Consider the following 21,462-nt stretch of genomic DNA (forward strand, 5'->3'; position numbering starts at 1 on the left):
CAGGCCGCACACCTTGTATCGCAGCTTGAGTTTTATCTATCGACGTGACGCTTGAGTCGATCGACTAAAAGGGGAAGGGGCATGGCCAAGACTATCGATGACAAACTGGTGCTGGCGATTTCCTCGCGAGCGCTGTTCGACCTGAGCGAGAGCCACAAGGTCTATCTGTCGAGCGGCGTTGAAGCCTATCGTCAGTATCAGATCGAACATGAAGACGAGATCCTCGAGCCCGGCGATGCGTTCCCGCTGGTGCAGAAACTCCTCAACCTGAATACCGACCTGGGCCGCGCCCGGGTCGAAGTGATCCTGGTGTCACGCAACAGTGCCGACACCGGTCTGCGGGTGTTCAATTCGATCCACCACTATGGCCTGGCGATTTCCCGGGCGGCATTTGTCGGTGGCCGCAGTCCTTATCCGTATCTCAAGGCCTTTGGCTGCGACCTGTTTCTCTCGACCCATGCCGAAGATGTGCGCAGTGCGCTGGAGGCCGGGTTCGCCGCGGCGACCATTTTGTCCGGCGGCGCCAGTCGCGCCGCCAGCGATGAATTGCGGATTGCCTTCGACGGCGATGCAGTGCTGTTTTCCGATGAATCGGAGCGTGTCTATCAGGCCGGTGGCCTGGAAGCCTTCCAGGCCAGCGAGCGTGAAGCGGCCCGCGAGCCTTTGCGCGGAGGCCCCTTCAAAGGCTTCCTGGCTGCCCTCAACCTGTTGCAGCGCGAGTTCCCCGATGACGCCTGTCCGATTCGCACAGCCCTGGTGACGGCGCGTTCGGCACCGGCCCATGAGCGGGTGATCCGCACCTTGCGCGAATGGGATATTCGTCTGGATGAGTCGTTGTTCCTTGGCGGCCTGACCAAGTCGGCATTTCTCGAAGCCTTCGCCGCCGATGTGTTTTTCGACGACCAGGCCGGTCACTGCGAGCTGGCCCGCGAGGTGGTCGCCACCGGTCATGTGCCCCACGGCATAAGCAACGAGCAAAAGGTTTAAGCCCGTGCTTCAAGGTGTTGCACGGCACGTCGCACTCGCCAAGGCACTGCTAAGCTGAATCAATCTGCGCCATGTTGGCACTCGAGGAGGTCATATGATTCATTCGATGCTATATGCCACTGACCTCGGCCTGTACGCGCCTTTGGTAATGCAGCATGCCTTGGCGCTGGCGAAAACATTCAACGCCGACCTCTATGTGGTACACGCTGTCGAACCGATGGGGCTGTTCGCCGAGTCGGTGCTCCAGAGTTACCTCGATGAGCAGGCGCTGAACGAATTTCACAGTCAGGGCTTGAATACGGTGATTGCCAATATCGAGCGGCGGGTACTCGACAGCTTTCGTGAAGAACTGGGGGAAGACGGCGAGCAGGATCTGAAAAGGATCAAGGCGGTGCGGGTGCTGCAGGGCGATCCGTCGCAGGTGATTCTCGATCAGGCGCAGAAACTCTCCGTGGATTTGTTGATCGTAGGTAGTCATAGCCATGGGGCGGCTGCGGAAACGCCGTTGGGCAGGACCGCGGCGCGGGTACTGCAATTGTCTCGGGTGCCGGTCTATCTGGTGCCCCGGGTGGAGCGTCGGCGCCAAGGGGATCGCTAGAACGCGAATAATCGTCTTTTGATAAAAAGTTCTAGATTTATTCTTCAAACCATTAATATAGTTATATACCGTCGCTGATGCCCGTGGCGTCTACCTGCTTTGAGGGATTCATATGAAGCTTCAACAACTGCGCTACATCTGGGAAGTGGCGCACCACGACCTCAACGTTTCCGCTACAGCCCAAAGTCTCTACACCTCGCAGCCGGGCATCAGCAAGCAGATCCGTCTATTGGAAGACGAGTTGGGCGTCGAGGTTTTCGCCCGCAGCGGCAAGCACCTGACCCGCGTCACACCGGCCGGCGAGCGTATCATCACCACCGCCGGCGAGATCCTGCGCAAGGTAGAAAGCATCAAGCAGATCGCCCAGGAATTCTCCAACGAGAAAAAGGGCACCCTGTCGATCGCCACCACCCACACCCAGGCGCGTTATGCATTGCCCCCGGTGATCAGCAATTTCATCAAGCAATACCCGGACGTTGCCTTGCACATGCACCAGGGTTCGCCGATGCAGATTGCCGAAATGGCCGCTGATGGCACCGTGGATTTTGCCATCGCCACCGAAGCCCTCGAGCTGTTCGGCGACCTGGTGATGATGCCGTGCTATCGCTGGAATCGGTGCGTGGTCGTGCCCCACGGCCACCCGCTGACCAAGCTGTCGAAGCTGACCCTCGAAGCATTGGCTGAATACCCGATCGTGACCTACGTGTTCGGTTTCACCGGCCGATCAAAGCTCGACGAAGCCTTCAGCCATCGCGGCCTGACGCCGAAAGTGGTATTCACCGCCGCCGACGCCGACGTGATCAAGACCTACGTGCGCCTGGGCCTGGGCGTGGGCATCGTGGCGAAAATGGCGGTCGATACCAAACTCGACAGTGACCTGGTGGTGCTCGACGCCAGCGAACTGTTCGAATCCAGCATTACCAAGATCGGTTTCCGTCGCGGCACTTTCCTGCGTGGCTTCATGTGCGACTTCATCGAGAAGTTCGCCCCGCACCTGACCCGCGAAGTCATGGCCAAGGCCATCCAGTGCCACAACAAGCAGGAACTGGAAGAGCTGTTCGACGGGGTCGAACTGCCGGTCCATTGATGTCCTTCAGATCACCTCGGTGACAGCAAATTGTTGCCGGGTGCCCGCCACCAGAATGTCCACCTCGTCCCCGTCGAACTTGCCAAGCAGGCTTTTGCCCAGTGGCGAGCGCGGGGTAATGACGGTGATCAACTGCCCCACCAGATCGATCTTCAGGCCCGCCGCGTCAGGGGCCAGGAACAGCCATTGCTCGCGACCCCTCTCGTCCTCCAGGCCGAGCAGGGCGCCGACTTCAATGCCGCGCTGGTTGTCGTAAGGACGCAGGACCAGGTTCTGACACAGCGTCAGTGAATGTCTGATTTCTTCTACCCGTTTAGCCTGTCCGGCCGCCAGATAGGAGGCCTCCAGGCCCAGGGTGTCGTACTTGTTCTCGGCGATGTTTTCTTCGTGGGTGGCGGTTTCGTAAGCGGTTTGCGCGGCACGCTCGGCGATGTCGAGATCGATCCGCAGCTTGTCGAGAATCAGTTGGTGGACAGTTTGTTTATTCATGGTCAGTTACAAAATTGCATGACATTGGCCCGGCTTTTTTCGCTGGGGGCATTCTGGTCCTGCTGCAGCCAGAACTGGCATTTCGGATTGGCCAGGTTGCGCTGGCTGCCGCGGGCCTGATCCAGTCGTTGCTGCTGCTCGTTCTGGCGCAGGTTCTCTTCGTATTGGTCGAACAGCGGACTCTGAGGGGGGATATCCGGCACCGGTTGCGCCACCATCGGCGGTTTGGCCAGTTGCTCGACCGCTGCCGCGAGGGGCGCCAGTTGCTCGCTGAACAACAGGCGAGAAGCAAGCCAGGCGGTCAGTGCGATAGCAATGAATCCCAGCCACAGGCCGAAGGCGATGCTGGCGCTCAGTTGCACTGCACTGAGCTGGATCGGCAATGGCCGGCGCGGGTCGGGACGGTAGGGCATGCTTGCCTCCTGGCGGGTGATCGCGGGCAAGTGGCGATTGTCGCATGAAGATTAATCGCCGTCGGGTCTTCTGTACGGGGTAATTTATGCGGACAATCGACGCCTTTGCCAACGGGAGCCTGGAATGCCTGTACTGAACACCCGCTGGGATATTTTTTGCACCGTGGTCGACAATTTTGGCGACATTGGCGTGACGTGGCGCCTGGCCCGACAGCTGGTGGCCGAACATTCGCTGGCCGTGCGCCTTTGGGTCGATGATCTGCGAGCCTTCGAACGCTTGTGCCCGGAGATCGACCTCAACGTTTCACAGCAGTGGCGAGAAGGTGTGGAGGTACGTCAGTGGACCGCCGACTGGCAACCCACCGAAGCCGCTGATGTGGTGATTGCCGCGTTCGCCTGCCAATTGCCGAGTGCTTACATGGACGCCATGGCCGAGCGGGAGAAACCGCCGCTGTGGATGAATCTCGACTACCTGAGTGCCGAGGACTGGGTCGTCGGCTGCCATGGCCTGCCGTCGGTGAAGTTCAAGCACGTGCAGAAGTTCTTTTTCTTCCCCGGGTTCCAAAAGGGCACCGGTGGCTTGCTGCGTGAAGACGGATTGCTGGAGCGGCGTCGGCAGTTTCAGCAAAGTCCCAAGGCCCAGCGCGAATTCCTGCAAGGCCTTGGGATCGATCGCGCGCAAGGCGCGCTGCTGATCTCGCTGTTTGCCTATGAAAACAGCGGCCTGGCGAGCTGGCTCGATACGATGGCCGGTGATTCGACACCCACGCACCTGCTGGTGCCTGAAGGGCGGATTCTCGGCGATCTCGAACGCTGGCTGGGTGAGGGCGGGTTGGCGCCTGGAGCCGTGCATGTGCGCGACGCCTTGACCGTGCAAGTCCTGCCGTTCGTCCGCCAGGATCAGTATGACCTGCTGCTGTGGAGTTGCGATTTCAACGCCGTGCGCGGCGAAGATTCCTTTGTCCGGGCCCAATGGGCGGCGCGGCCACTGCTGTGGCACATCTATCAGCAAGAAGAAGATGTCCACCTGGACAAGCTCGAAGCCTTCCTTGAGCGCTACGTACAAGGCCTTTCGCCGCCCGCCAGCGAGGCGATCAGCGGTCTCTGGCGGGCGTGGAACGCGGGTGAGACAATGACAGATCACTGGCAATCGACCCGCAAACACTGGCCCGAGCTGCAAAAACATGCCGATGCGTGGTGTCTGGAACAGGCCTTGCAGGCTGATCTTGCCGCGGCGCTGGTACAGTTTTATGTAAATTGGATATGATACGCGGCCTAGATTTTTGTAAATCCCATCCAAATTCGGATATTCGCAATGAAAACTGGTAAAGAACTGAAACCCGGTACCGTGATCCGTCTCGAAAACGATCCTTGGCTGGTTCAGAAAGCTGAATTCACCAAGTCCGGTCGTAACAGCGCGATCATGAAGACCAAGCTGAAAAACCTGCTGACCGGTTACAAGACCGAGATCGTCTACAGCGCCGACGACAAACTGGACGACGTGATCCTCGACCGCAAGGAAGCGACCCTGTCCTTCATCAGCGGCGACACCTACACGTTCATGGACACCACTGACTACACCATGTACGAGCTGAACGCCGAAGACATCGAAGCCGTTCTGCCTTTCGTTGAAGAAGGCATGACCGACGTCTGCGAAGCGATCTTCTTCGAAGAACGTCTGGTTTCCGTAGAACTGCCGACCACCATCGTGCGTCAGGTTGACTACACCGAAGGTTCCGCTCGCGGCGACACTTCCGGCAAGGTGATGAAGCCTGCCAAACTGAAGAACGGTACCGAACTGTCGGTAGCCGACTTCATCGAAATCGGCGACATGATCGAGATCGATACCCGCGAAGGCGGTTCCTACAAAGGCCGTGCCAAATAAGCACCGCTTCAGGAATGAAAAAGCCCGACCATTGAGTCGGGCTTTTTTGTGCGTGCCAGAAAACACTGAAACCAGTGGGAGCGAGCTTGCTCTCACATTTGTATTGCCATGTGCGTTGCTGTGCGTTTCCCTGCCAGCGTTGACTGCGTAGGATGCACGCACCGACGTGAGGGGAATGGGTAAGTGATCGAGTTTTTGACGTATCTGGTGTTTGGCGCTGCCCTGGGAACCCTCGGTGGATTATTCGGCATCGGCGGCGGTTTGATCGCGATTCCGCTGCTCGGCGTGCTGTTCGGCCTTGATCAGCAGATTGCCCAAGGCACGGCGCTGGTGATGGTGGTGCCGAATGTCATGCTGGCGCTGTGGCGTTATCACCAGCGTAACCGTATCGAGATGCGCCATGCCTTGCCGCTGGCTTCGATGGGGTTCTGTTTTGCCTGGATCGGGTCGATCTGGGCCGTGGGTATCGATGCGCAAACCATGCGTCTCGCTTTTGTCGCCTTCCTGGTTGCCCTGACGGCCTACAACGTCGTGCGAATGTTCACTATCCCCACGCCGCCTTCCGCGCAGATGCACCATTCGCCACGGTGGCTGGGTGTGCTCGGTGCCGCGTCGGGCAGCATCGGCGGGCTGTTTGGCGTGGGCGGGGCGGTGGTGGCGACGCCGGTACTGACCAGCGTCTTCGGTACCAGCCAGGTGGTTGCGCAGGGGCTGTCACTGGCGCTGGCATTGCCCAGTACCAGCGTCACCCTGGTGACTTACGCGGTGCACCATGAGGTGGACTGGATGATCGGCGTGCCCTTGGCGATCGGCGGGCTGCTGAGCATCAGTTGGGGAGTGAAGGTCGCCCACGCCTTGCCGGAGCGACTGTTGCGCGGGCTGTTCTGCGGTTTCCTGGTGCTGTGCGCGGTGATGCTCGCCTTTAAAGTTTGAAGCCTTCGACAATGTGCTCGGCCAGGCACTCGGTGATCGGCGACGGGTTGTGCAGGTTGCGCAGCAGCATGATGCTTGCCTCCGGCAGAACCGGAAGGTCCTCGGCTTCCCCCAGGATACGCATGTCGGGCGTGATCAGGCTTTCCAGTTGCGCGGTGATGGCCAGGCCGGCACTGACCACCGCCATGATCGCCGACAGGCTGGAACTGTTGTAGGCGACGCGGTAATCGCGGCCCATGGCGTCCAGCGCATTGCAGGCCCACAACCTGCAGAAACAGTCACTGTTGAACATCGCCAATGGCAACGGCGTCTGCTCATGAACGCTGTAGCACTGCGCCTCGGCCCAGACAAACCGCTCCTTGCGCAGCAACTGGCCGATCTCGTTGCCGGGTTCCCGGGTGACGATGGACAAGTCCAGGTCCTGACGCTGCAACAATTGTTTTGATGACTCGCAATGCACCTCGATCTGGATCAGCGGATAGGACTGGGCAAATCGCCGCAGGATCCCCGGCAGAAAACGCATGACGTAATCGTCCGGCGTACCGATGCGCACGATGCCTACCATGTGCGGTTCGCGCAAGGTATTGAACACCTCGCTGTGCAGCTTGAGGATGCGCCGGGCATAACCCAGCAGCACCTGGCCTTCAGCCGTCAGCCGCACCTGCCGGCCATCGCGCTGGAATAACTGGCGCTGCAGCACGTCCTCTTCCAGCCGTTTCATCTGCATGCTCACGGCGGACTGGGTGCGGTTGACCTGTTCGCCAGCCCGGGTAAAACCGCCTTGGTCAGCAATGGCGACAAAGGTGCGCAGCACGTCGGTGTCGATACTCGGGTACGCGGACATTCATCAATCTCCGAGATGTGTTGCATCAGAAACATTCGTTGGATTGATCTTAGCCCCGGCGCGACACTTGAGCCATCCAAACGGAGGGCAACACGATGAAAGGTCAAAAAGGTTTTATCACCGTTGAAAAACACTCCATCCATCTGGTGACCGACCTGCTGCACAAGATCAATCGCTGGTACGAACTGCACCGCGAACGTGAAATGTTGGCAGGCATGAGTGATGAAGCGTTGAAGGATATGGGGCTGACCCGCGCGGATGTCGCGCAGGAAGCCGAACGACACTTCTGGCAGGACCCCCTCGGCAATGGCAAATAAGCTGATCGCTCTGCGGGAAATCCCCGGTCACAACCCCGTGATGGAGGCGCAAGCCACTGAAACGGGGTTCGTGGCGCCTTGAAACAGATGGTCATGGACATTCGCTTGAGCCACCCCCGACACTGGCGAACACTGCTGCCTCGACGCTGAGGAGCATCATCATGGAACGATGGGTTATTGCAAGGCGCAGCACGTTACAGGTATTGAGCCATGGACTGGGCAAGGTCGGCCTGCCGCTATCCAGGGCAACGGCGCAACTGATGCGCTGGCGACAATTGAGCAGGGATCGCGCCGAACTGGCGCGCTTGAGTGACGACTGTCTGCGGGACATCGGCTTGAGTCGGGCTGACGTCATGTGGGAGTCGTCCCGGCCATTCTGGGACGATCCGCTCAAGCGATGAAGCGGCGGCGCTGGCGTTTTAGGCACAGGTCGCTATGGTGGGGGGAGACCTCGCCATGAGCCGTTGAATGTCCACGTCCTCGAGTTTTTCCTTGAAACAGGCCAGGCGCCTGGCGCTGACTGCCCAAGGTTTTACCAAGCGTCAGCCGCCAGAGCCGGTCAAGTCGGCCCGGATCAATCGATTGATCGAGCGACTGGGCACGGTGCAGATCGACTCGGTCAACGCGTTGGTGCGTTCGCACTACCTGCCGCTGTTCTCCCGCCTTGGCCATTACTCCCATCATTTGCTCGACCAGGCTGCCTGGGGTCATGGCCGGCAACGCACACTGTTCGAATATTGGGGGCATGAAGCCTCGCTGCTGCCCCTGTCGATGTACCCGTTGATGCGCTGGCGCATGCTGCGTGCAAGCCGTGGCGAAGATATCTACCAGCAATTGGCGCGATTCGGCCGTGAACAGCAGGACACGATACGCCGGGTGCTGACCTCGGTTCAGACGCTTGGCGCGCTGGGGGCCGGGAGCCTGTCGACCCGTCAGGAGCGGGCAGGGCCCTGGTGGGACTGGAGCGCGGAGAAGCATGCCCTGGAATGGTTATTCGCCGCCGGTGAAGTGACAGTGGCCGGGCGGCGCGGGTTCGAGCGGCTGTATGATTTGCCTGAGCGGGTGATTCCTTCGGCAATCCTCCAGCAGCCGCTACGCTCGGAAGCCGAGGCGCAACGGGGTCTGTTGCTGCATGCGGCAACAGCCTTGGGTGTCGGTACGGAAAAGGACCTGCGCGACTATTTTCGTCTGGGTCCGGCAGACAGTCGACCGCGGCTGGCGGAGTTGGTCGAGGCCGGTGACTTGCGGGTCTGCGAAGTTCAAGGCTGGCGGCAACCGGCGTTCTGCCTGCCTGAGCCGAAGGTGCCGCGCAAGGTCGAGGCCAGCGCGCTGCTGTCACCCTTTGACTCGCTGATCTGGGAACGTAGCCGCACCGAGCGCTTGTTCGATTTTCGCTACCGGCTGGAGATTTACACCCCCCAGCACAAGCGGGTCTATGGCTATTACGTGTTGCCGTTCTTGCACAACGAGCGGATTGCCGCGCGGGTGGATCTGCGCGCCGAGCGAGCGCTGGGCAGGCTGGCGGTGCACGCGGTGCATGAGGAAGAGCCGGGGCTGGATGAGGAGGGGATGCTGGCGTTGGCGATCAACCTGCGGCGGATGGCGCAGTGGCTGGGGCTGGAGCGGGTTCAGTTGAATTGTCCGCGGGCGAGTGCGGCGAGATTACGGGTGGCATTGGCCAGCATTGGCAGTGATTAAGCTGACGCCGAACTCAACCCCCTGCAGGAGCTGGCTTGCCAGCGAAGAGGTCGTCACATTCAACATCATCGTTGCCTGTTAGATCGCCTTCGCTGCGATGCGGCGATCCGACAAGCCAGCTCCTACAGGGTTTTGCATTCCAGCTTGCCCGCGATGGCGCCCTGTCAGGCGCGAATGACTTGCTGACTCAGCGCCGAACCTGCTTCAAGGTTTCGGCAATCAAAAACGCCAATTCCAGCGACTGATCGGCATTCATCCGCGGGTCGCAATGGGTGTGATACCGATCCGACAACCCATCTTCGGTAATCGGCCGTGCCCCACCAATGCACTCGGTCACATTCTGCCCGGTCATCTCGATGTGAATACCGCCGGCATAACTGCCTTGCGCTTCGTGCACCTGGAAAAACTGCTTCACTTCACCAAGGATCTGCGCAAAATCCCGGGTCTTGTAGCCGCTGCTGGCCTTGATGGTATTGCCGTGCATCGGGTCGCAACTCCAGAGCACCTGCTTGCCTTCGCGCTGCACCGCGCCGATCAGTTGCGGCAAGTGATCGCCAACCTTGTTCGCGCCCATCCGCGCAATCAGGTTCAGGCGTCCCGGATCGTTGTCCGGGTTGAGCACATCGATCAGGCGGATCAGGTCGTCAGGGTTCATGCTGGGGCCGACCTTGACCCCGATCGGGTTGTTCACCCCGCGCAGGAACTCGACATGAGCGCCGTCCAGCTGACGGGTGCGGTCGCCGATCCACAGCATGTGCGCCGAGCAATCGTAGTAATCGTTGGTCAGGCTGTCGCGACGGACGAAGGCTTCTTCGTAGTTCAGCAGCAGCGCTTCGTGGGCTGTAAAGAAACTGGTTTCGCGCAATTGCGGCGAACTGTCCATGCCACAGGCGCGCATGAACGCCAGGGTTTCATCGATGCGATCGGCCAGGTGGCTGTATTTTTCAGCCAGTGCCGAGTTGGCGATGAAGTCCAGGTTCCACTTGTGTACCTGGTGCAGGTCGGCAAAGCCGCCCTGGGCAAAGGCGCGCAACAGGTTCAGGGTCGCGGTGGACTGGTGGTAGGACTGCAGCAGGCGCTCCGGGTCCGGCACGCGGCTTTTTTCGTCGAAACCGATGCCGTTGACGATGTCGCCACGGTAGGCCGGCAGGGTCACGCCATCGATGGTTTCGTCATTGGCCGACCGCGGTTTGGCGAACTGCCCGGCCATCCGCCCGACCTTCACCACCGGGCAACCGGCAGCGAAGGTCATGACGATCGCCATTTGCAGCAACACTTTAAAGGTGTCGCGGATTTTCGCTGCGGAGAACTCGGCGAAGCTTTCGGCGCAGTCTCCACCCTGCAGCAGGAACGCGCGACCCTGGGTCACTTCGGCAAACTGACGGCGCAACTCCCGGGCCTCACCGGCAAACACCAGCGGTGGATAGCTGGCCAGGGTCTGCTCGACGTGCTGCAAATGTGCGGCGTCGGGGTAACGGGGTTGCTGCTGGATCGGCAGGGCACGCCAGCTGTCAGGGCTCCAGGGTTGGCTCATCGCGGTCTCTAGTGTTTTACGCTCGGACTGTCATGTTATCAGCAATTAGTGCGTGACCTGTTCCCGTCGCTTCGCGGACAATCGCCCCTTTGCCGCGCTACGCTGCGGTTTCAATGTGTCGCCTGCCGGGCGACCATCAGGAGACAAGATGACTGAGGAGCGCGTCGAGCATCTGCTCGCCGAGGTAAAGGATGAGTTCGGCGTGATTCGCGTGCTGGAAGTGGCCGATTACCGTTTTCTCGAGTTCGGCGATGCCATCGAGCAAAGTTGCGTGTTCACCGCCGACCCAAGCTGGCTCGAATACGATTACACCCGCGCGATGCTGATCGGCGCGCTGTGTCACGAACAGCCGGAAAACGCGCTGTTCCTCGGGCTGGGTGCCGGCACTCTGACCCAGGCTTGCCTCAAGTTCCTGCCACTGGAAGACGTCGAAGCCATCGAACTGCGCCCCGACGTGCCGCGCCTGGCCATCGAATACCTTGGGCTGGATGACGATCCGCGCCTGTATATCCGTGTTGGCGATGCGCTGGAGCTGCTGGACACGGCGGAACCGGCGGACCTGATTTTCGTCGACCTCTATACCGATCTCGGCCCGGGTGTCGGGCATCTGGCCTGGAGTTTCCTTGAGAACTGTCAGAAACGCTTGAATCCGGGTGGCTGGCTGGTGATCAACCAGTGGGCGACCGATGATGGCAAGCCGTTGGGCGCGGCGTTGTTGCGCGGGCTTTATCACCGGCATTACTGGGAGCTGCCGGTGAAGGAGGGCAATGTGATTCTGCTGGTGCCTTCGGAGCTGGATCAGGAGCTGGACATGGACGGGCTGATGGCCCGGGCCGAAGGGCTGGCGCCGCGGTTGGGGTATTCGTTGCAGTCGCTGATCAAGGCTATCCGCCCCGCAACCTGAGTTGTCTGTAAGGGCCCCATCGCGGGCAAGCCCGCTCCCACAGGTCCGTGAGCGAGGCAAATCACTGTGGGAGCGGGCTTGCCCGCGATAGGGGCCCTCACAGTCAATACATCCCTCAAAGCCCTCTGAAAACCCCCGGCCGCTTCTCGACCATCGACCGCACCCCTTCTTCGGCATCCTCACTGGCCATGACTTGCATTGCGCTTGGCCACCCGATCCAGACCGAGCACCAGTACATGACCGCGGCGTTCACAGGTTACACGGCTGTGGCCAGGTTGATTCATGGGCATTTCCTCGGGGCGGGAAGAGGCTGTCGGACTGCCGGTCCGCGACGCCGGGGTGAAGCGTTTTAGCGCGATCGCCAGCAGGGCCGGGGCCTTTGAAAAATAGACCCTTGCACGATTATCCGCAAAGCTTGTGACACAACGGTGTATCCGTCAGTTTTCCGACAAATAATGCTCCCTTTTTGGCCGATTTCCGGTATAGTGCGCGCCGGCCTTTAACCGGGCCGCGTTTAGGTAGCGCAATTCCCCGAAGCCAGCTTCGGCTGCACGTCCGCACAGCGGACTCTCCCTTGACGAATCTTTTTCATTCATTCGTTTTCGCAAATCCCCGCCGACAAAGCAGCCAGGGCGACTCTTGAGTCTTACACGGCATGCGCAGCTTTGGAGCATGGGTCTTTGCGGATGCACTTAGAGGCAGACCCATGACCCAGGAAACCGGCGGCTTCGCCGCTTTTAATCTTAATCCGAATATCCTTGCAGCCGTCATCGCGACTGGCTACGAAGAGCCTTCGGCTATTCAGCAGCAATCGATCCCGATCATCATGGCCGGCCAGGACATGATTGGCCAGGCGCAAACCGGTACGGGTAAAACCGCCGCGTTCGCCCTGCCTATCCTGCACTGCATCGATCCTGCCAAGCGCGAGCCGCAAGCCCTGATCCTGGCGCCAACCCGTGAGTTGGCGCTGCAAGTAGCAACCGCTTTCGAAACCTACGCCAAGCAAATGCCGGGCGTTACCGTTGTGGCCGTTTACGGCGGCGCCCCTATGGGTCCACAACTGAAAGCAATCCGTAATGGCGCACAGATCGTTGTCGCCACGCCGGGCCGTCTGTGCGACCACCTGCGTCGCGACGAAAAAGTATTGTCGACCGTGAACCACCTGGTTCTCGACGAAGCCGACGAAATGTTGAAGCTGGGCTTCATGGACGACCTGGAAGTCATCTTCAAGGCCCTGCCAGCGACCCGTCAGACCGTATTGTTCTCGGCCACCCTGCCGCAGTCGATCCGTGCCATTGCCGAACGCCATCTGCGCGATCCGCAACACGTGAAGATCCAGACCAAGACTCAGACCGTTACCGCGATCGAACAGGCTCACCTGTTGGTTCACGCTGACCAGAAGACCTCGGCTGTATTGAGCCTGCTGGAAGTGGAAGATTTCGACGCCCTGATCATGTTCGTGCGCACCAAGCAAGCGACCCTGGACCTGGCCAGTGCCCTGGAAGCCAAAGGCTACAAAGCCGCTGCGCTGAACGGTGACATTGCCCAGAACCAGCGTGAGCGCGTGATCGAATCCCTCAAGGATGGCCGTCTGGACATCGTTGTGGCGACCGACGTTGCCGCTCGTGGCCTGGACGTTCCGCGTATCACCCACGTGTTCAACGTTGACATGCCGTACGATCCAGAGTCCTACGTGCACCGTATCGGCCGTACCGGCCGTGCCGGTCGCGAAGGTCGTGCACTGCTGCTGGTGACGCCACGTGAGCGCCGCATGCTGCAAGTGATCGAGCGTGTAACCGGTCAAAAGGTTGCCGAAGTTCGCCTGCCGGACGCCCAGGCCGTTCTCGATGCCCGCATCAAGAAGCTGACCAACAGCCTGTCGCCGCTGGTTGGCGATGCCGAGTCGACCCACGGTGATCTGCTGGATCGCCTGACTGCCGACATCGGTTGCACCCCGCGTGCACTGGCTGCCGCGCTGCTGCGCAAGGCAACCAACGCTCAGGCGCTGACCCTGGCCGCCATCGAGAAAGAACGTCCACTGGTGCCGAACAACGCACCCCGTGGCGATCGTCCAGAGCGTACCGGTGATCGTCCGGACCGTGGTGATCGCGAGCGTCGTGCTCCGGTTCCATTGGCCGAAGGTCGTGCCCGTTGCCGTACCGCGCTGGGTGCGCGTGATGGTATCGCTGCCAAGAACCTGCTGGGCGCCATCCTCAACGAAGGTGGCCTGGCCCGCGAAGCAATCGGTCGCATCCAGGTGCGTGACAGCTTCAGCCTCGTCGAGCTGCCGGAAGATGGTCTGGAGCGTCTGCTGACCAAGCTGAAGGACACTCGCGTTGCCGGCAAGCAGTTGAAGCTGCGTCGCTATCGCGAAGATTGATCCGCTCCCGGGCTGATTGATCGAACATAAAAAATCCCCGACTGGTTCGGGGATTTTTTTATGCCCGGGTTTTGATTCAGGGCTTGGCGTTGGCGTAGAGATAGTCCGTGGCCAATGATGCCAGCGTGCGCACGCCGACCACCAGCGCCGCCTCATCCACAAAGAAGCCCGGATTATGATTCGGCGCGGCCTTGCTCATGTCCTGGTCTTTAGGTGTCACTCCCAAGAATACAAACAACCCCGGCGCCTCTTTGGCGTAGAAGGAAAAGTCTTCGGCGCCGCCCACTAATGGCCCCTGCACCACGTCGTCCTTGGCCGCCCAGCGTAAGGTCGGCAGCATTTTCTCTGTCAGCGCCGGGTTATTGATCGTCGGGTCATACTTCTCGATGATCGTCACTTCAGCCTTGGCGCCGCCGCTTTCGGCGATTTTCTCCACGGTCTGGCGTACGTCGGCGTGCAGCTTCTGGCGGATGCCGTAGTCGTAGGAGCGAATGGTGCCGCTCATGTCCACGGACTCGGGGATGATATTGTAGCGGGTGCCACCGTTGATCGTACCGATGCTGACCACCGACGGATAAGACGAGATGTCGGTACGGCGGCTGACCACGGTTTGCAGGCCGACGATGGTCTGCGCACCGACGGTGATCGGGTCGATACCGTCCCACGGGCGCCCGGCGTGGGTCTGCTTGCCGAGAATTTTAATCCGCAGGTCATCGGAGCTGGCCAGGGTCGGGCCAGGGCGATAGGCGATCCGGCCGGCGGGAACGCCAGCCCAGACGTGCAGGCCGAACACCGCGTCCGGTTTCGGCGACTTCATCACGCCTTCTTCGATCATCATTTTCGCGCCCCAGGTGTTTTTACCGTCGGGGATGAAATCGCTCGGGCCTTCTTCTGCCGGCTGGAAATAGAACACCACCGTGCCGGGCAAGGTGTCGCGCATGCCGGTGAGGATTTTCGCCGTGCTCAGCAGGATGGCGGTGTGCGCGTCGTGGCCGCATGCGTGCATCACGTCGACTTCTTTACCAAGGTAGGTGCCTTTGGCTTTCGAGGCGAAAGGCAGGTCCGAAACTTCCTTGACCGGCAGCGCATCCATGTCGGCGCGCAATGCCACGGTCGGTCCGGGCAGGGCACCTTTGAGAATGGCCACCACACCGGTGCGGGCGACGCCGGTTTTCACCTCCAGGCCCATGGCCCGTAGTTGTTTGGCGACCAGTTCAGAGGTGCGTTGTTCGGTGTTGCCCAGTTCCGGGTGGGCGTGGAGGTCGCGGCGGGTTTCCAGCAGCTCGGGCTCCAGGGCCTTGGCCTGTTCGGCTATGTGCGTGCGGGCGCCTTCCAGTGTATCGGCGCCGGCGTGGCCGGCCAGTGCGCCGAACAGGGTCAGCAAGCAGGTTTGGGCAATGCGGGTCAGCTGCATGGGTAATCTCCATGATTGTTGTTTTTTTGGCTTCAGTGCCAACACGGTCCCCTGTAGGAGCTGGCTTGCCAGCGAAAGCGGTGTGTCAGTCGACACATGTATTAACTGACACACCGCTTTCGCTGCCAAGCCAGCTCCTACAGGGGTTGCTGTGTCGGGGGGGAATTGATGAAGGTCATCCGAGTGCTGGAGGTAAGTGCTATTCCTGCACCTGGCCGCCACCGGCCGTGATCACTTGCACGCTCATGCGTGGCGTCGCCAGATCGAGCCCGGCCTCATCCAGATGGCGCTTGAGCGACAGGTTGAACGCCCGGGAAACCTCCCACTGCTTGATCGGCGCGGTCTTGAACCGGGCGCGCAGGATCGCGTTGCCCGACTCGAAACTCTCGACCCCCTGGATCTCCAGGGGCGACCAGATATTGCGTCGTTGCAGCGGATCGTTGCGCATCTTCTGCCCGACGTCGCGCATCAGCTTGATCGCGTTATCGATGTCCATGTTCGAAGGCACTGCTACCCGGAAGATCGCGTAGCCGAACTCCCGGGAGTAGTTCTTGATGCTTTTGATTTCGCTGAACGGAATGGTGTGGACGATGCCGTCGATGTCCCGCAGGCGCACGGTGCGGATGGTCAGGCCTTCGACGGTGCCCAGGTGGCCGCCGACGTCCACGTAGTCGTCGATGGCCAGGGAATCTTCGATGATGATGAACAGCCCGGTGATCAGGTCGGCCACCAGCGACTGCGCACCGAAACCGATGGCCAGGCCGATCACCCCGGCACCGGCCAGCAGCGGCGTGACGTTCATGCCCATGTTCGCCAGGGCGACGATCAGCGCAATGATGAAAATGGCCACGAACAGCACGTTGCGGATCAGCGGCATCATCGTCTGCGCCCGGGCATTGGCCAGGCCTTTGCGCGAGCGGGTGAGGGCGTGGTGCACGGCGGTGTCGCTGAGAATCCAGATCAGCCAGGCAAAAATCAGCGTGCCGCCGAGGCTGAACAGTTTGACGCTGATTTCATGGCCTTCGCCCTCGGTGAAGGCGATGAACGACAGGCCCCAGACCCGCAGGCCGAGCTCGATGAACGCCAGCCACACCAGCAGATGGGCGAGGGTGTAGAAGAAGCTTTTCAGGCGATCGGAGTACAGCGCATGCCGCTTGGCGCTGCGTTGCGGCTTGAGGGAGTGGCGGCGCACCAGCCCGTTGATGACCATGCACAGCACCAGCAGCACGGTGCAGATCAGCGACTGGCGCAACGCCGTACTGGTGTCGCCGGCCGAGACGAAGGTGGCGAACAGGGAGATGGCCACCAGCACCAGCGCCGGCACGTACCAGAAGGTGCCGAGGATATCGATGGTGTCGCTCAGGGCGCGTCGGGTCAGGCGTCGGGACAGCGGTTGGTTGCGGATCAGATGAGCTATCGGGCGGCGGAACCGCAGGATGAACAACCCCGTGGACAGCGCCGCCAGCACGTTGGCGATGGTGGCGGCGGTATGGGCCAGGTGAGTGCCGAGGCTGGCGACCAGTCGCGGGTCGCTCAGGGCTTCACCGAAGGCGGCGAAACTGCCGATCAGCCACAGCGGCCGGAAGGCTTGATGGCGCAGGATGTACAAGGCACGGTGGCGGTGCGGACCGTCGAGCACGGAAAACGCGATCACGCAGATCGCCGAGAAACAGGTACCGACCACCAGCGCATAGGCCAGCACCATGGCCAGGCTTTTGCCCAGTGACGAGGGCAGGGCGTAGCTCATGTACACCGTGATGACCAGGGCAATCAGCCATGGCCCGAGTTTGCGCAAGGCAAAGCGCAGCATATCCAGGGCCCTGGGGTGTTGCGGCAGTTCTTCGGTCAGGCCGAAGCGCATCCGCACCCGGTGACCGAGCCAGATCAGCGCGGCGGCCAGCAGGCTCCAGATCATCAGGATCATGGCGAAGGCAAAGATGATCGGCAGCCATTCGTTGGCCGGCAATACCAGCGCCGCCAGTTCCTCCTCGGCCAGTTCGAACTCTTGGGTCCAGCGCGTGAGCGGGCTGTCGGCGCCGGAGAACTGTTTTTCGAAACTGGCCAGGGTGCCGCCGATCAGGCCCAGGACGCCTTCTTCAGTGGCGGGCCGGACTTTCAGGGTGGCGTCGCGCAGCTTCTTCAGGTCGGTCAGCAACTGGGTCCGCTGCTGATCGTTCTCCAGCGACTTGATGACTTCGTCCAGAGACTGGCCCAGGGGTTCCTGCGCCTCCGGCTGGGTTTTCGCCGAACCGCCGAGCATGCCCGGCAAGCCCACCGCCTGGGCAGGGGCCAGCGGCAGCAGCGTCATCAGGCAGACGAGGAAAAGGGATGGCAGGGCAAAAAGACGAGCGAACACTAGGCGGTCAACCTCGGATGAGCGGATCGACCGAGTGTACGAGCCCGTCAAAATCAATGCGAGCCGGGGTTGAGGATTTATTCGTTGAGTTTGGCGAGGATCTTGAACACCACGGTGGCGAGGATCGTCAGCATGCCGATCCACATCGCGAACACGCCGGCGTTCTTGTCGCGAAAATTGAAGCCGATCGCCAGCATGATCATCCCGGCGAGAATCGGGATCAGCATGGCGTGGAACGAAGACATCGTGATCATGGGCGACTACCTTGTCGGGAGGGATGCTTGAAGTCTAGGTGGCTTTTCAACTGTAGGAGCGAGCTTGCTCCTACAGGTTTACGCAAATCCCTGTAGGAGCGAGCTTGCTCGCGATGGACGTGAACGATAACGCTCGAAACCTGACACCCCGTGGCGCTCTCAGGTACTTCGCCGGCAAGCCGGTCTCGCTCCTACAGGGTCATGCGAGGTTACGGCAGCTCGCGGCAGGCATAGAACGCGCCCAGCACCTTGACCAGGTGCGCCAGGTCATGGCTGCCGCACAGCTCGCGGATCGAGTGCATGGCGAACGTCGGCAAGCCGATGTCGACGGTGCGTACGCCCAGGTGGCTGGCGGTGATCGGGCCAATGGTCGAGCCGCAGCCCATGTCGCTGCGCACCACGAAGCTCTGCACCGGCACTTCTTCGGCCATGCACAGGTGGCGGAAGAACCCGGCGGTTTCGCTGTTGGTGGCGTAACGCTGGTTGCTGTTGACCTTGATCACCGGGCCGGCATTGAGTTTCGGGCCGTGGTTGGCGTCGTGCTTGTCGGCATAGTTGGGATGTACGCCGTGGGCATTGTCGGCCGAGACCAACAGCGATTTCTGAATGGTCCGTACGAACTCATCACCTTCGGGCAGCAGGCGGCGCAGGGTTTGCTCGAGCATCGGGCCGTCGGCACCGCAAGCGGAGCTGGAGCCCACTTCTTCGTGGTCATTGCACACCAGCACGCAGGTTTCGTCGGTCTCGGTCGTCAGCAACGCTTGCAGGCCGGCGTAGCAGGACAGCAGGTTGTCCAGGCGCGCGCCGGCGATGAAGTCGCCATGCAGGCCAATGATCGCGGCGCTTTGGGTATCGTAGAAGCTCAGCTCGTAATCGAGCACCACGTCGGCGTTCAGCCCGTGTTCCCGACCCAACTGGTCGGTGAGTACGGCGCGGAAGTCGACCCGTTCGTCACCGGCAAATTGCGCGAGGATCGGTGGCAGCTCGGTCTGGGCGTTGATGGCCCACCCCATATTGGCTTCGCGATTGAGGTGAATGGCCAGGTTCGGGATGGTGGCGATCGGCGTCTTGAAGTCGACCAGCTGACTCTCGACCTTGCCGTCACGGCGGAAGGTCACGCGACCGGCCAGCGACAGATCACGATCGAACCACGGCGCCAGCAGCGCGCCGCCATAGACTTCCACGCCCAGTTGCCAGAAGCCCTGGCGTTGCAGTTCCGGCTGGGGCTTGACCCGCAGACACGGGCTGTCGGTGTGGGCGCCGACCAGCCGAATCCCGCCGTGCAGCGGTGAATGACGGCCCATTTTGACCGCGACGATTGAAGAGTCATTACGGGTGACGTAGTAGCGACCATTGGTCTCGGTGGTCCATGGCTCGCGCTCGTCGAGACGTTGATAGCCCGCCGCTTCCAGGCGCTGTACCAGGCTGGCGGTGGCATGAAACGGGGTAGGGGAGGCCTTGAGGAAGTCGATCAGGCCTTGGTTCAACTCTTCGCGCATAAATAGCTCCAGACAGCAATGGAGCCAGTTTAACGTATTGGTCGGGGGCTTTGGGCGCGACGTGACCCGCTCACGTCAGCTCGCCGCCTCGACCCGGTTTATCAGGTACTTCATGATAATCCGCTCATCCTCGGGCTTTTCGGGCCGGGGCAGTTGCGCGGGCCAGCCCTGCTTCGTCTCCAGCAGCTTTTTCTGACGGCCGCGGTCCCAGCGAAGAATCTCCCGCGAGGCACTTTCCCACCATTCGTGGCGGCACGCTGTGTAGTACGGATGATCGGGGGCCGCGCTGCCGTAGAGCAGATCGCGCCCGACCTTTCTCAGCGAGCCGCGCTGGTGCCGCAGCTTCCATTTTATTTTCAGCCGCTGCCAGGCCGAAGGGAAGGGTTTCGCGCGCGGCACATCACGGCACAGCTCGACCAGTTGCTGATTGAACGTCTCGCCATGCAGGGAGAAGAAATGCGCCTGCATCGCATGGAAAAAGCGTTTATCGGCAAAGTAGTGATAGATGGACTTCCTGGTTTCATCCACAGGCTTGCCGTGCAGGGCGAACGACAGGGCGATCTGCTCGATGGTGTGGATGTCGAAGCCGTCGCGGGTCCATTCGTCGATGAAGCGGATGGACGCGTCGAACAGCGCGGTATCGCGGTCAGTCACCCCGCACACGCCGCTGTTGAACAGCTTGAAACCGTTTTGCGCAGTAACGCCGTGAGCGCGCAGGCGGCCGCCGAGCTTCAGATAGTCAGGGCGTTCGTGGACGTCTTTCCAGTCGTATTCGAACCGGTCCATCAGGTAATGCCCGGGTTCAATCCGCTCGAACAGCTGCATCGGGTCGCGGGTGAACAAGGTATCGGTGTCGACGAACAAGGTCTTTTGCGCCAGCGTCAACCCATGGGCAATCGCGCAGGCCTTGCGGCGATGGTGATAGCCGTTTTCGCCTTGCCACCGGGTCAGGGTTTCCCGGGTCAGGGTGACGGTTTCCACTGGCCAGCCGGCATAGTCCTGCGGACGATCCGTGAGGATTCTGATGCTCGGCTGCTGGCCGTTCGTGGCATGGGCCAGCGCGGTCAACATACTGAACTTGGCTTCCCGCCGATACACCTCATGGTCGCCGTAGATCAGGTAGAGCAGCTGGTGTCGGGGTTTTTCGACGGGTATCGCCAGGAAATCGGTACAACTCATCCGGATAACAATCCTTTCTCTGAAGCAGTGTACTTAAAACGGTGCCGGGCATTCGAAACGCAAGCGTTCGCCGGTTTGCGGGTGGGTGAAGCTGAGCATGCTGGCGTGCAGGCACAGGCGCGGCCAGGCAGCCAGGGCCTGTTCGTGTGCATAGAGGCCGTCACCCAGCAGCGGATGACCGATGGACAGCATGTGCACGCGCAGCTGATGGGAGCGGCCGGTGATCGGTGTCAGTTCGACGCGGCACCAGTCGCCGCAACGTTCCAGCACGCGCCAGAAAGTCAGGGCGTGCTTGCCGAACTCATGGTCCACCACATGGCGTGGTTTGGTAGGCGGGTCGTATCGTAGGGGCAGGTCGATGCTGCCACTGTCGAGTACCGGTTGGCCCCAGCACAGTGCGGTGTAGGCTTTTTCCGTTTCGCGGTCGTGAAATTGTCGCGACAGTTCGCGATGAGTGTCCGGATCACGGGCCAATAGAATGATGCCGGATGTTTCCCAATCCAGTCGATGGACGATTCGCGCTTCCGGGTAGCCGTTTTCCTGCAGGCGGGTGATCAGGCAGTCTTTGTTGTCATCGGCCCGGCCAGGGACGGAGAGCAACAGGGTCGGTTTATCCACCACCAGTACGGCGGCGTCCTGATAGATGATGCGGATGTTGGACAACGGCATTAAAACAGCCTCGTAACAAACG

General features: G+C 60.8%; 21 protein-coding genes and 1 pseudogene. 11 read left to right on the plus strand and 11 right to left on the minus strand.

Annotation, left to right across the window (positions count from 1 at the left end; genetic code table 11):
• Positions 1–81: 81 nt before the first annotated feature.
• From J2W17_RS23200 to cysB, 3 genes are all read left to right on the plus strand, one after another.
• Complete coding sequence (locus J2W17_RS23200) at positions 82–987, plus strand: 5'-nucleotidase (protein WP_307339962.1); 906 nt, start codon at positions 82–84, stop codon at positions 985–987.
• A 94-nt stretch (positions 988–1,081) separates the two neighbouring features.
• Positions 1,082–1,585 (plus strand): universal stress protein, encoded by a 504-nt coding sequence (locus tag J2W17_RS23205; protein WP_307339965.1) that lies wholly within the window; start codon positions 1,082–1,084, stop codon positions 1,583–1,585.
• A gap of 112 nt (positions 1,586–1,697) precedes the next feature.
• The gene (gene cysB, locus J2W17_RS23210; RefSeq protein WP_064676591.1) at positions 1,698–2,672 is read left to right on the plus strand and encodes an HTH-type transcriptional regulator CysB; all 975 of its coding nucleotides are present in this window, start codon (positions 1,698–1,700) and stop codon (positions 2,670–2,672) included.
• 6 nt (positions 2,673–2,678) lie between these two features.
• Here the strand turns inward: cysB and J2W17_RS23215 are convergent, their stop codons facing one another.
• Both J2W17_RS23215 and J2W17_RS23220 read right to left on the minus strand, forming a co-directional pair.
• A complete protein-coding gene (locus J2W17_RS23215; RefSeq protein WP_307339973.1) occupies positions 2,679–3,161 on the minus strand; it encodes a GreA/GreB family elongation factor in 483 nt (160 codons plus the stop codon).
• A gap of 2 nt (positions 3,162–3,163) precedes the next feature.
• Entirely contained in the window at positions 3,164–3,574 is a 411-nt protein-coding gene (locus tag J2W17_RS23220; RefSeq protein WP_307339976.1) for a hypothetical protein, read from the minus strand.
• Between the two features lie 124 nt (positions 3,575–3,698).
• On the opposite strand from J2W17_RS23220, the gene earP reads away from it, so the two are divergent.
• The 3 genes from earP to J2W17_RS23235 all read left to right on the plus strand — a co-directional run bounded on the left by earP (position 3,699) and on the right by J2W17_RS23235 (position 6,392).
• Positions 3,699–4,841 carry an elongation factor P maturation arginine rhamnosyltransferase EarP gene (gene earP, locus J2W17_RS23225; RefSeq protein ID WP_307339978.1) on the plus strand — a complete coding sequence of 381 codons (1,143 nt, stop codon included), beginning with the start codon at positions 3,699–3,701 and terminating at the stop codon, positions 4,839–4,841.
• Positions 4,842–4,889: 48 nt separating this feature from the next.
• Positions 4,890–5,459, plus strand: coding sequence for an elongation factor P (locus J2W17_RS23230; RefSeq protein WP_007943632.1), 570 nt, complete (start codon positions 4,890–4,892; stop codon positions 5,457–5,459).
• 183 nt (positions 5,460–5,642) lie between these two features.
• Entirely contained in the window at positions 5,643–6,392 is a 750-nt protein-coding gene (locus tag J2W17_RS23235; RefSeq protein WP_307339983.1) for a sulfite exporter TauE/SafE family protein, read from the plus strand.
• Here J2W17_RS23235 and J2W17_RS23240 read toward each other — a convergent pair.
• Positions 6,382–7,236 carry a LysR substrate-binding domain-containing protein gene (locus J2W17_RS23240; RefSeq protein ID WP_307339986.1) on the minus strand — a complete coding sequence of 285 codons (855 nt, stop codon included), beginning with the start codon at positions 7,234–7,236 and terminating at the stop codon, positions 6,382–6,384. The genes J2W17_RS23235 and J2W17_RS23240 overlap by 11 nt on opposite strands.
• Positions 7,237–7,331: 95 nt before the next feature.
• Between J2W17_RS23240 and J2W17_RS23245 the strand changes: the two genes are divergently transcribed.
• From J2W17_RS23245 to J2W17_RS23255, 3 genes are all read left to right on the plus strand, one after another.
• Positions 7,332–7,553, plus strand: coding sequence for a DUF1127 domain-containing protein (locus tag J2W17_RS23245; protein ID WP_307339989.1), 222 nt, complete (start codon positions 7,332–7,334; stop codon positions 7,551–7,553).
• A gap of 161 nt (positions 7,554–7,714) precedes the next feature.
• Positions 7,715–7,954 carry a DUF1127 domain-containing protein gene (locus J2W17_RS23250; RefSeq protein WP_307339991.1) on the plus strand — a complete coding sequence of 80 codons (240 nt, stop codon included), beginning with the start codon at positions 7,715–7,717 and terminating at the stop codon, positions 7,952–7,954.
• A gap of 67 nt (positions 7,955–8,021) precedes the next feature.
• Complete coding sequence (locus J2W17_RS23255) at positions 8,022–9,251, plus strand: winged helix-turn-helix domain-containing protein (protein ID WP_307339994.1); 1,230 nt, start codon at positions 8,022–8,024, stop codon at positions 9,249–9,251.
• A gap of 187 nt (positions 9,252–9,438) precedes the next feature.
• Here the strand turns inward: J2W17_RS23255 and J2W17_RS23260 are convergent, their stop codons facing one another.
• The gene (locus J2W17_RS23260) at positions 9,439–10,785 is read right to left on the minus strand and encodes a class II 3-deoxy-7-phosphoheptulonate synthase (protein WP_128871817.1); all 1,347 of its coding nucleotides are present in this window, start codon (positions 10,783–10,785) and stop codon (positions 9,439–9,441) included.
• Between the two features lie 148 nt (positions 10,786–10,933).
• On the opposite strand from J2W17_RS23260, the gene J2W17_RS23265 reads away from it, so the two are divergent.
• Entirely contained in the window at positions 10,934–11,689 is a 756-nt protein-coding gene (locus J2W17_RS23265; RefSeq protein WP_307340001.1) for a spermidine synthase, read from the plus strand.
• 194 nt (positions 11,690–11,883) lie between these two features.
• On the opposite strand, the pseudogene J2W17_RS23270 reads toward J2W17_RS23265, so the two are convergent.
• Positions 11,884–11,973 (minus strand): annotated as a pseudogene (locus tag J2W17_RS23270) (crotonase/enoyl-CoA hydratase family protein); the annotation flags it as partial.
• 422 nt (positions 11,974–12,395) lie between these two features.
• On the opposite strand from J2W17_RS23270, the gene J2W17_RS23275 reads away from it, so the two are divergent.
• Positions 12,396–14,069, plus strand: a complete 1,674-nt coding sequence (locus tag J2W17_RS23275; protein WP_307340004.1) for a DEAD/DEAH box helicase — start codon at positions 12,396–12,398, stop codon at positions 14,067–14,069.
• 76 nt (positions 14,070–14,145) lie between these two features.
• On the opposite strand, the gene J2W17_RS23280 is transcribed toward J2W17_RS23275, so the two are convergent.
• The 6 genes from J2W17_RS23280 to J2W17_RS23310 all read right to left on the minus strand — a co-directional run bounded on the left by J2W17_RS23280 (position 14,146) and on the right by J2W17_RS23310 (position 21,440).
• Positions 14,146–15,483, minus strand: a complete 1,338-nt coding sequence (locus J2W17_RS23280; protein WP_307340007.1) for an amidohydrolase — start codon at positions 15,481–15,483, stop codon at positions 14,146–14,148.
• 199 nt (positions 15,484–15,682) lie between these two features.
• The gene (locus J2W17_RS23285) at positions 15,683–17,839 is read right to left on the minus strand and encodes a mechanosensitive ion channel family protein (protein WP_307340010.1); all 2,157 of its coding nucleotides are present in this window, start codon (positions 17,837–17,839) and stop codon (positions 15,683–15,685) included.
• 77 nt (positions 17,840–17,916) lie between these two features.
• A complete protein-coding gene (locus J2W17_RS23290) occupies positions 17,917–18,093 on the minus strand; it encodes a hypothetical protein (RefSeq protein WP_307340011.1) in 177 nt (58 codons plus the stop codon).
• 209 nt (positions 18,094–18,302) lie between these two features.
• Positions 18,303–19,592: a M18 family aminopeptidase gene (locus J2W17_RS23300; RefSeq protein WP_307340014.1), complete on the minus strand. Its 1,290-nt coding sequence runs from the start codon at positions 19,590–19,592 to the stop codon at positions 18,303–18,305.
• A 75-nt stretch (positions 19,593–19,667) separates the two neighbouring features.
• Positions 19,668–20,771 carry a hypothetical protein gene (locus tag J2W17_RS23305; RefSeq protein ID WP_307340017.1) on the minus strand — a complete coding sequence of 368 codons (1,104 nt, stop codon included), beginning with the start codon at positions 20,769–20,771 and terminating at the stop codon, positions 19,668–19,670.
• A gap of 33 nt (positions 20,772–20,804) precedes the next feature.
• The gene (locus tag J2W17_RS23310) at positions 20,805–21,440 is read right to left on the minus strand and encodes an RluA family pseudouridine synthase (RefSeq protein WP_307340020.1); all 636 of its coding nucleotides are present in this window, start codon (positions 21,438–21,440) and stop codon (positions 20,805–20,807) included.
• Between the last annotated feature and the right edge of the window lie 22 nt (positions 21,441–21,462).

Source organism: Pseudomonas lini (assembly GCF_030812475.1).
GTDB lineage: Bacteria > Pseudomonadota > Gammaproteobacteria > Pseudomonadales > Pseudomonadaceae > Aquipseudomonas > Aquipseudomonas lini_A.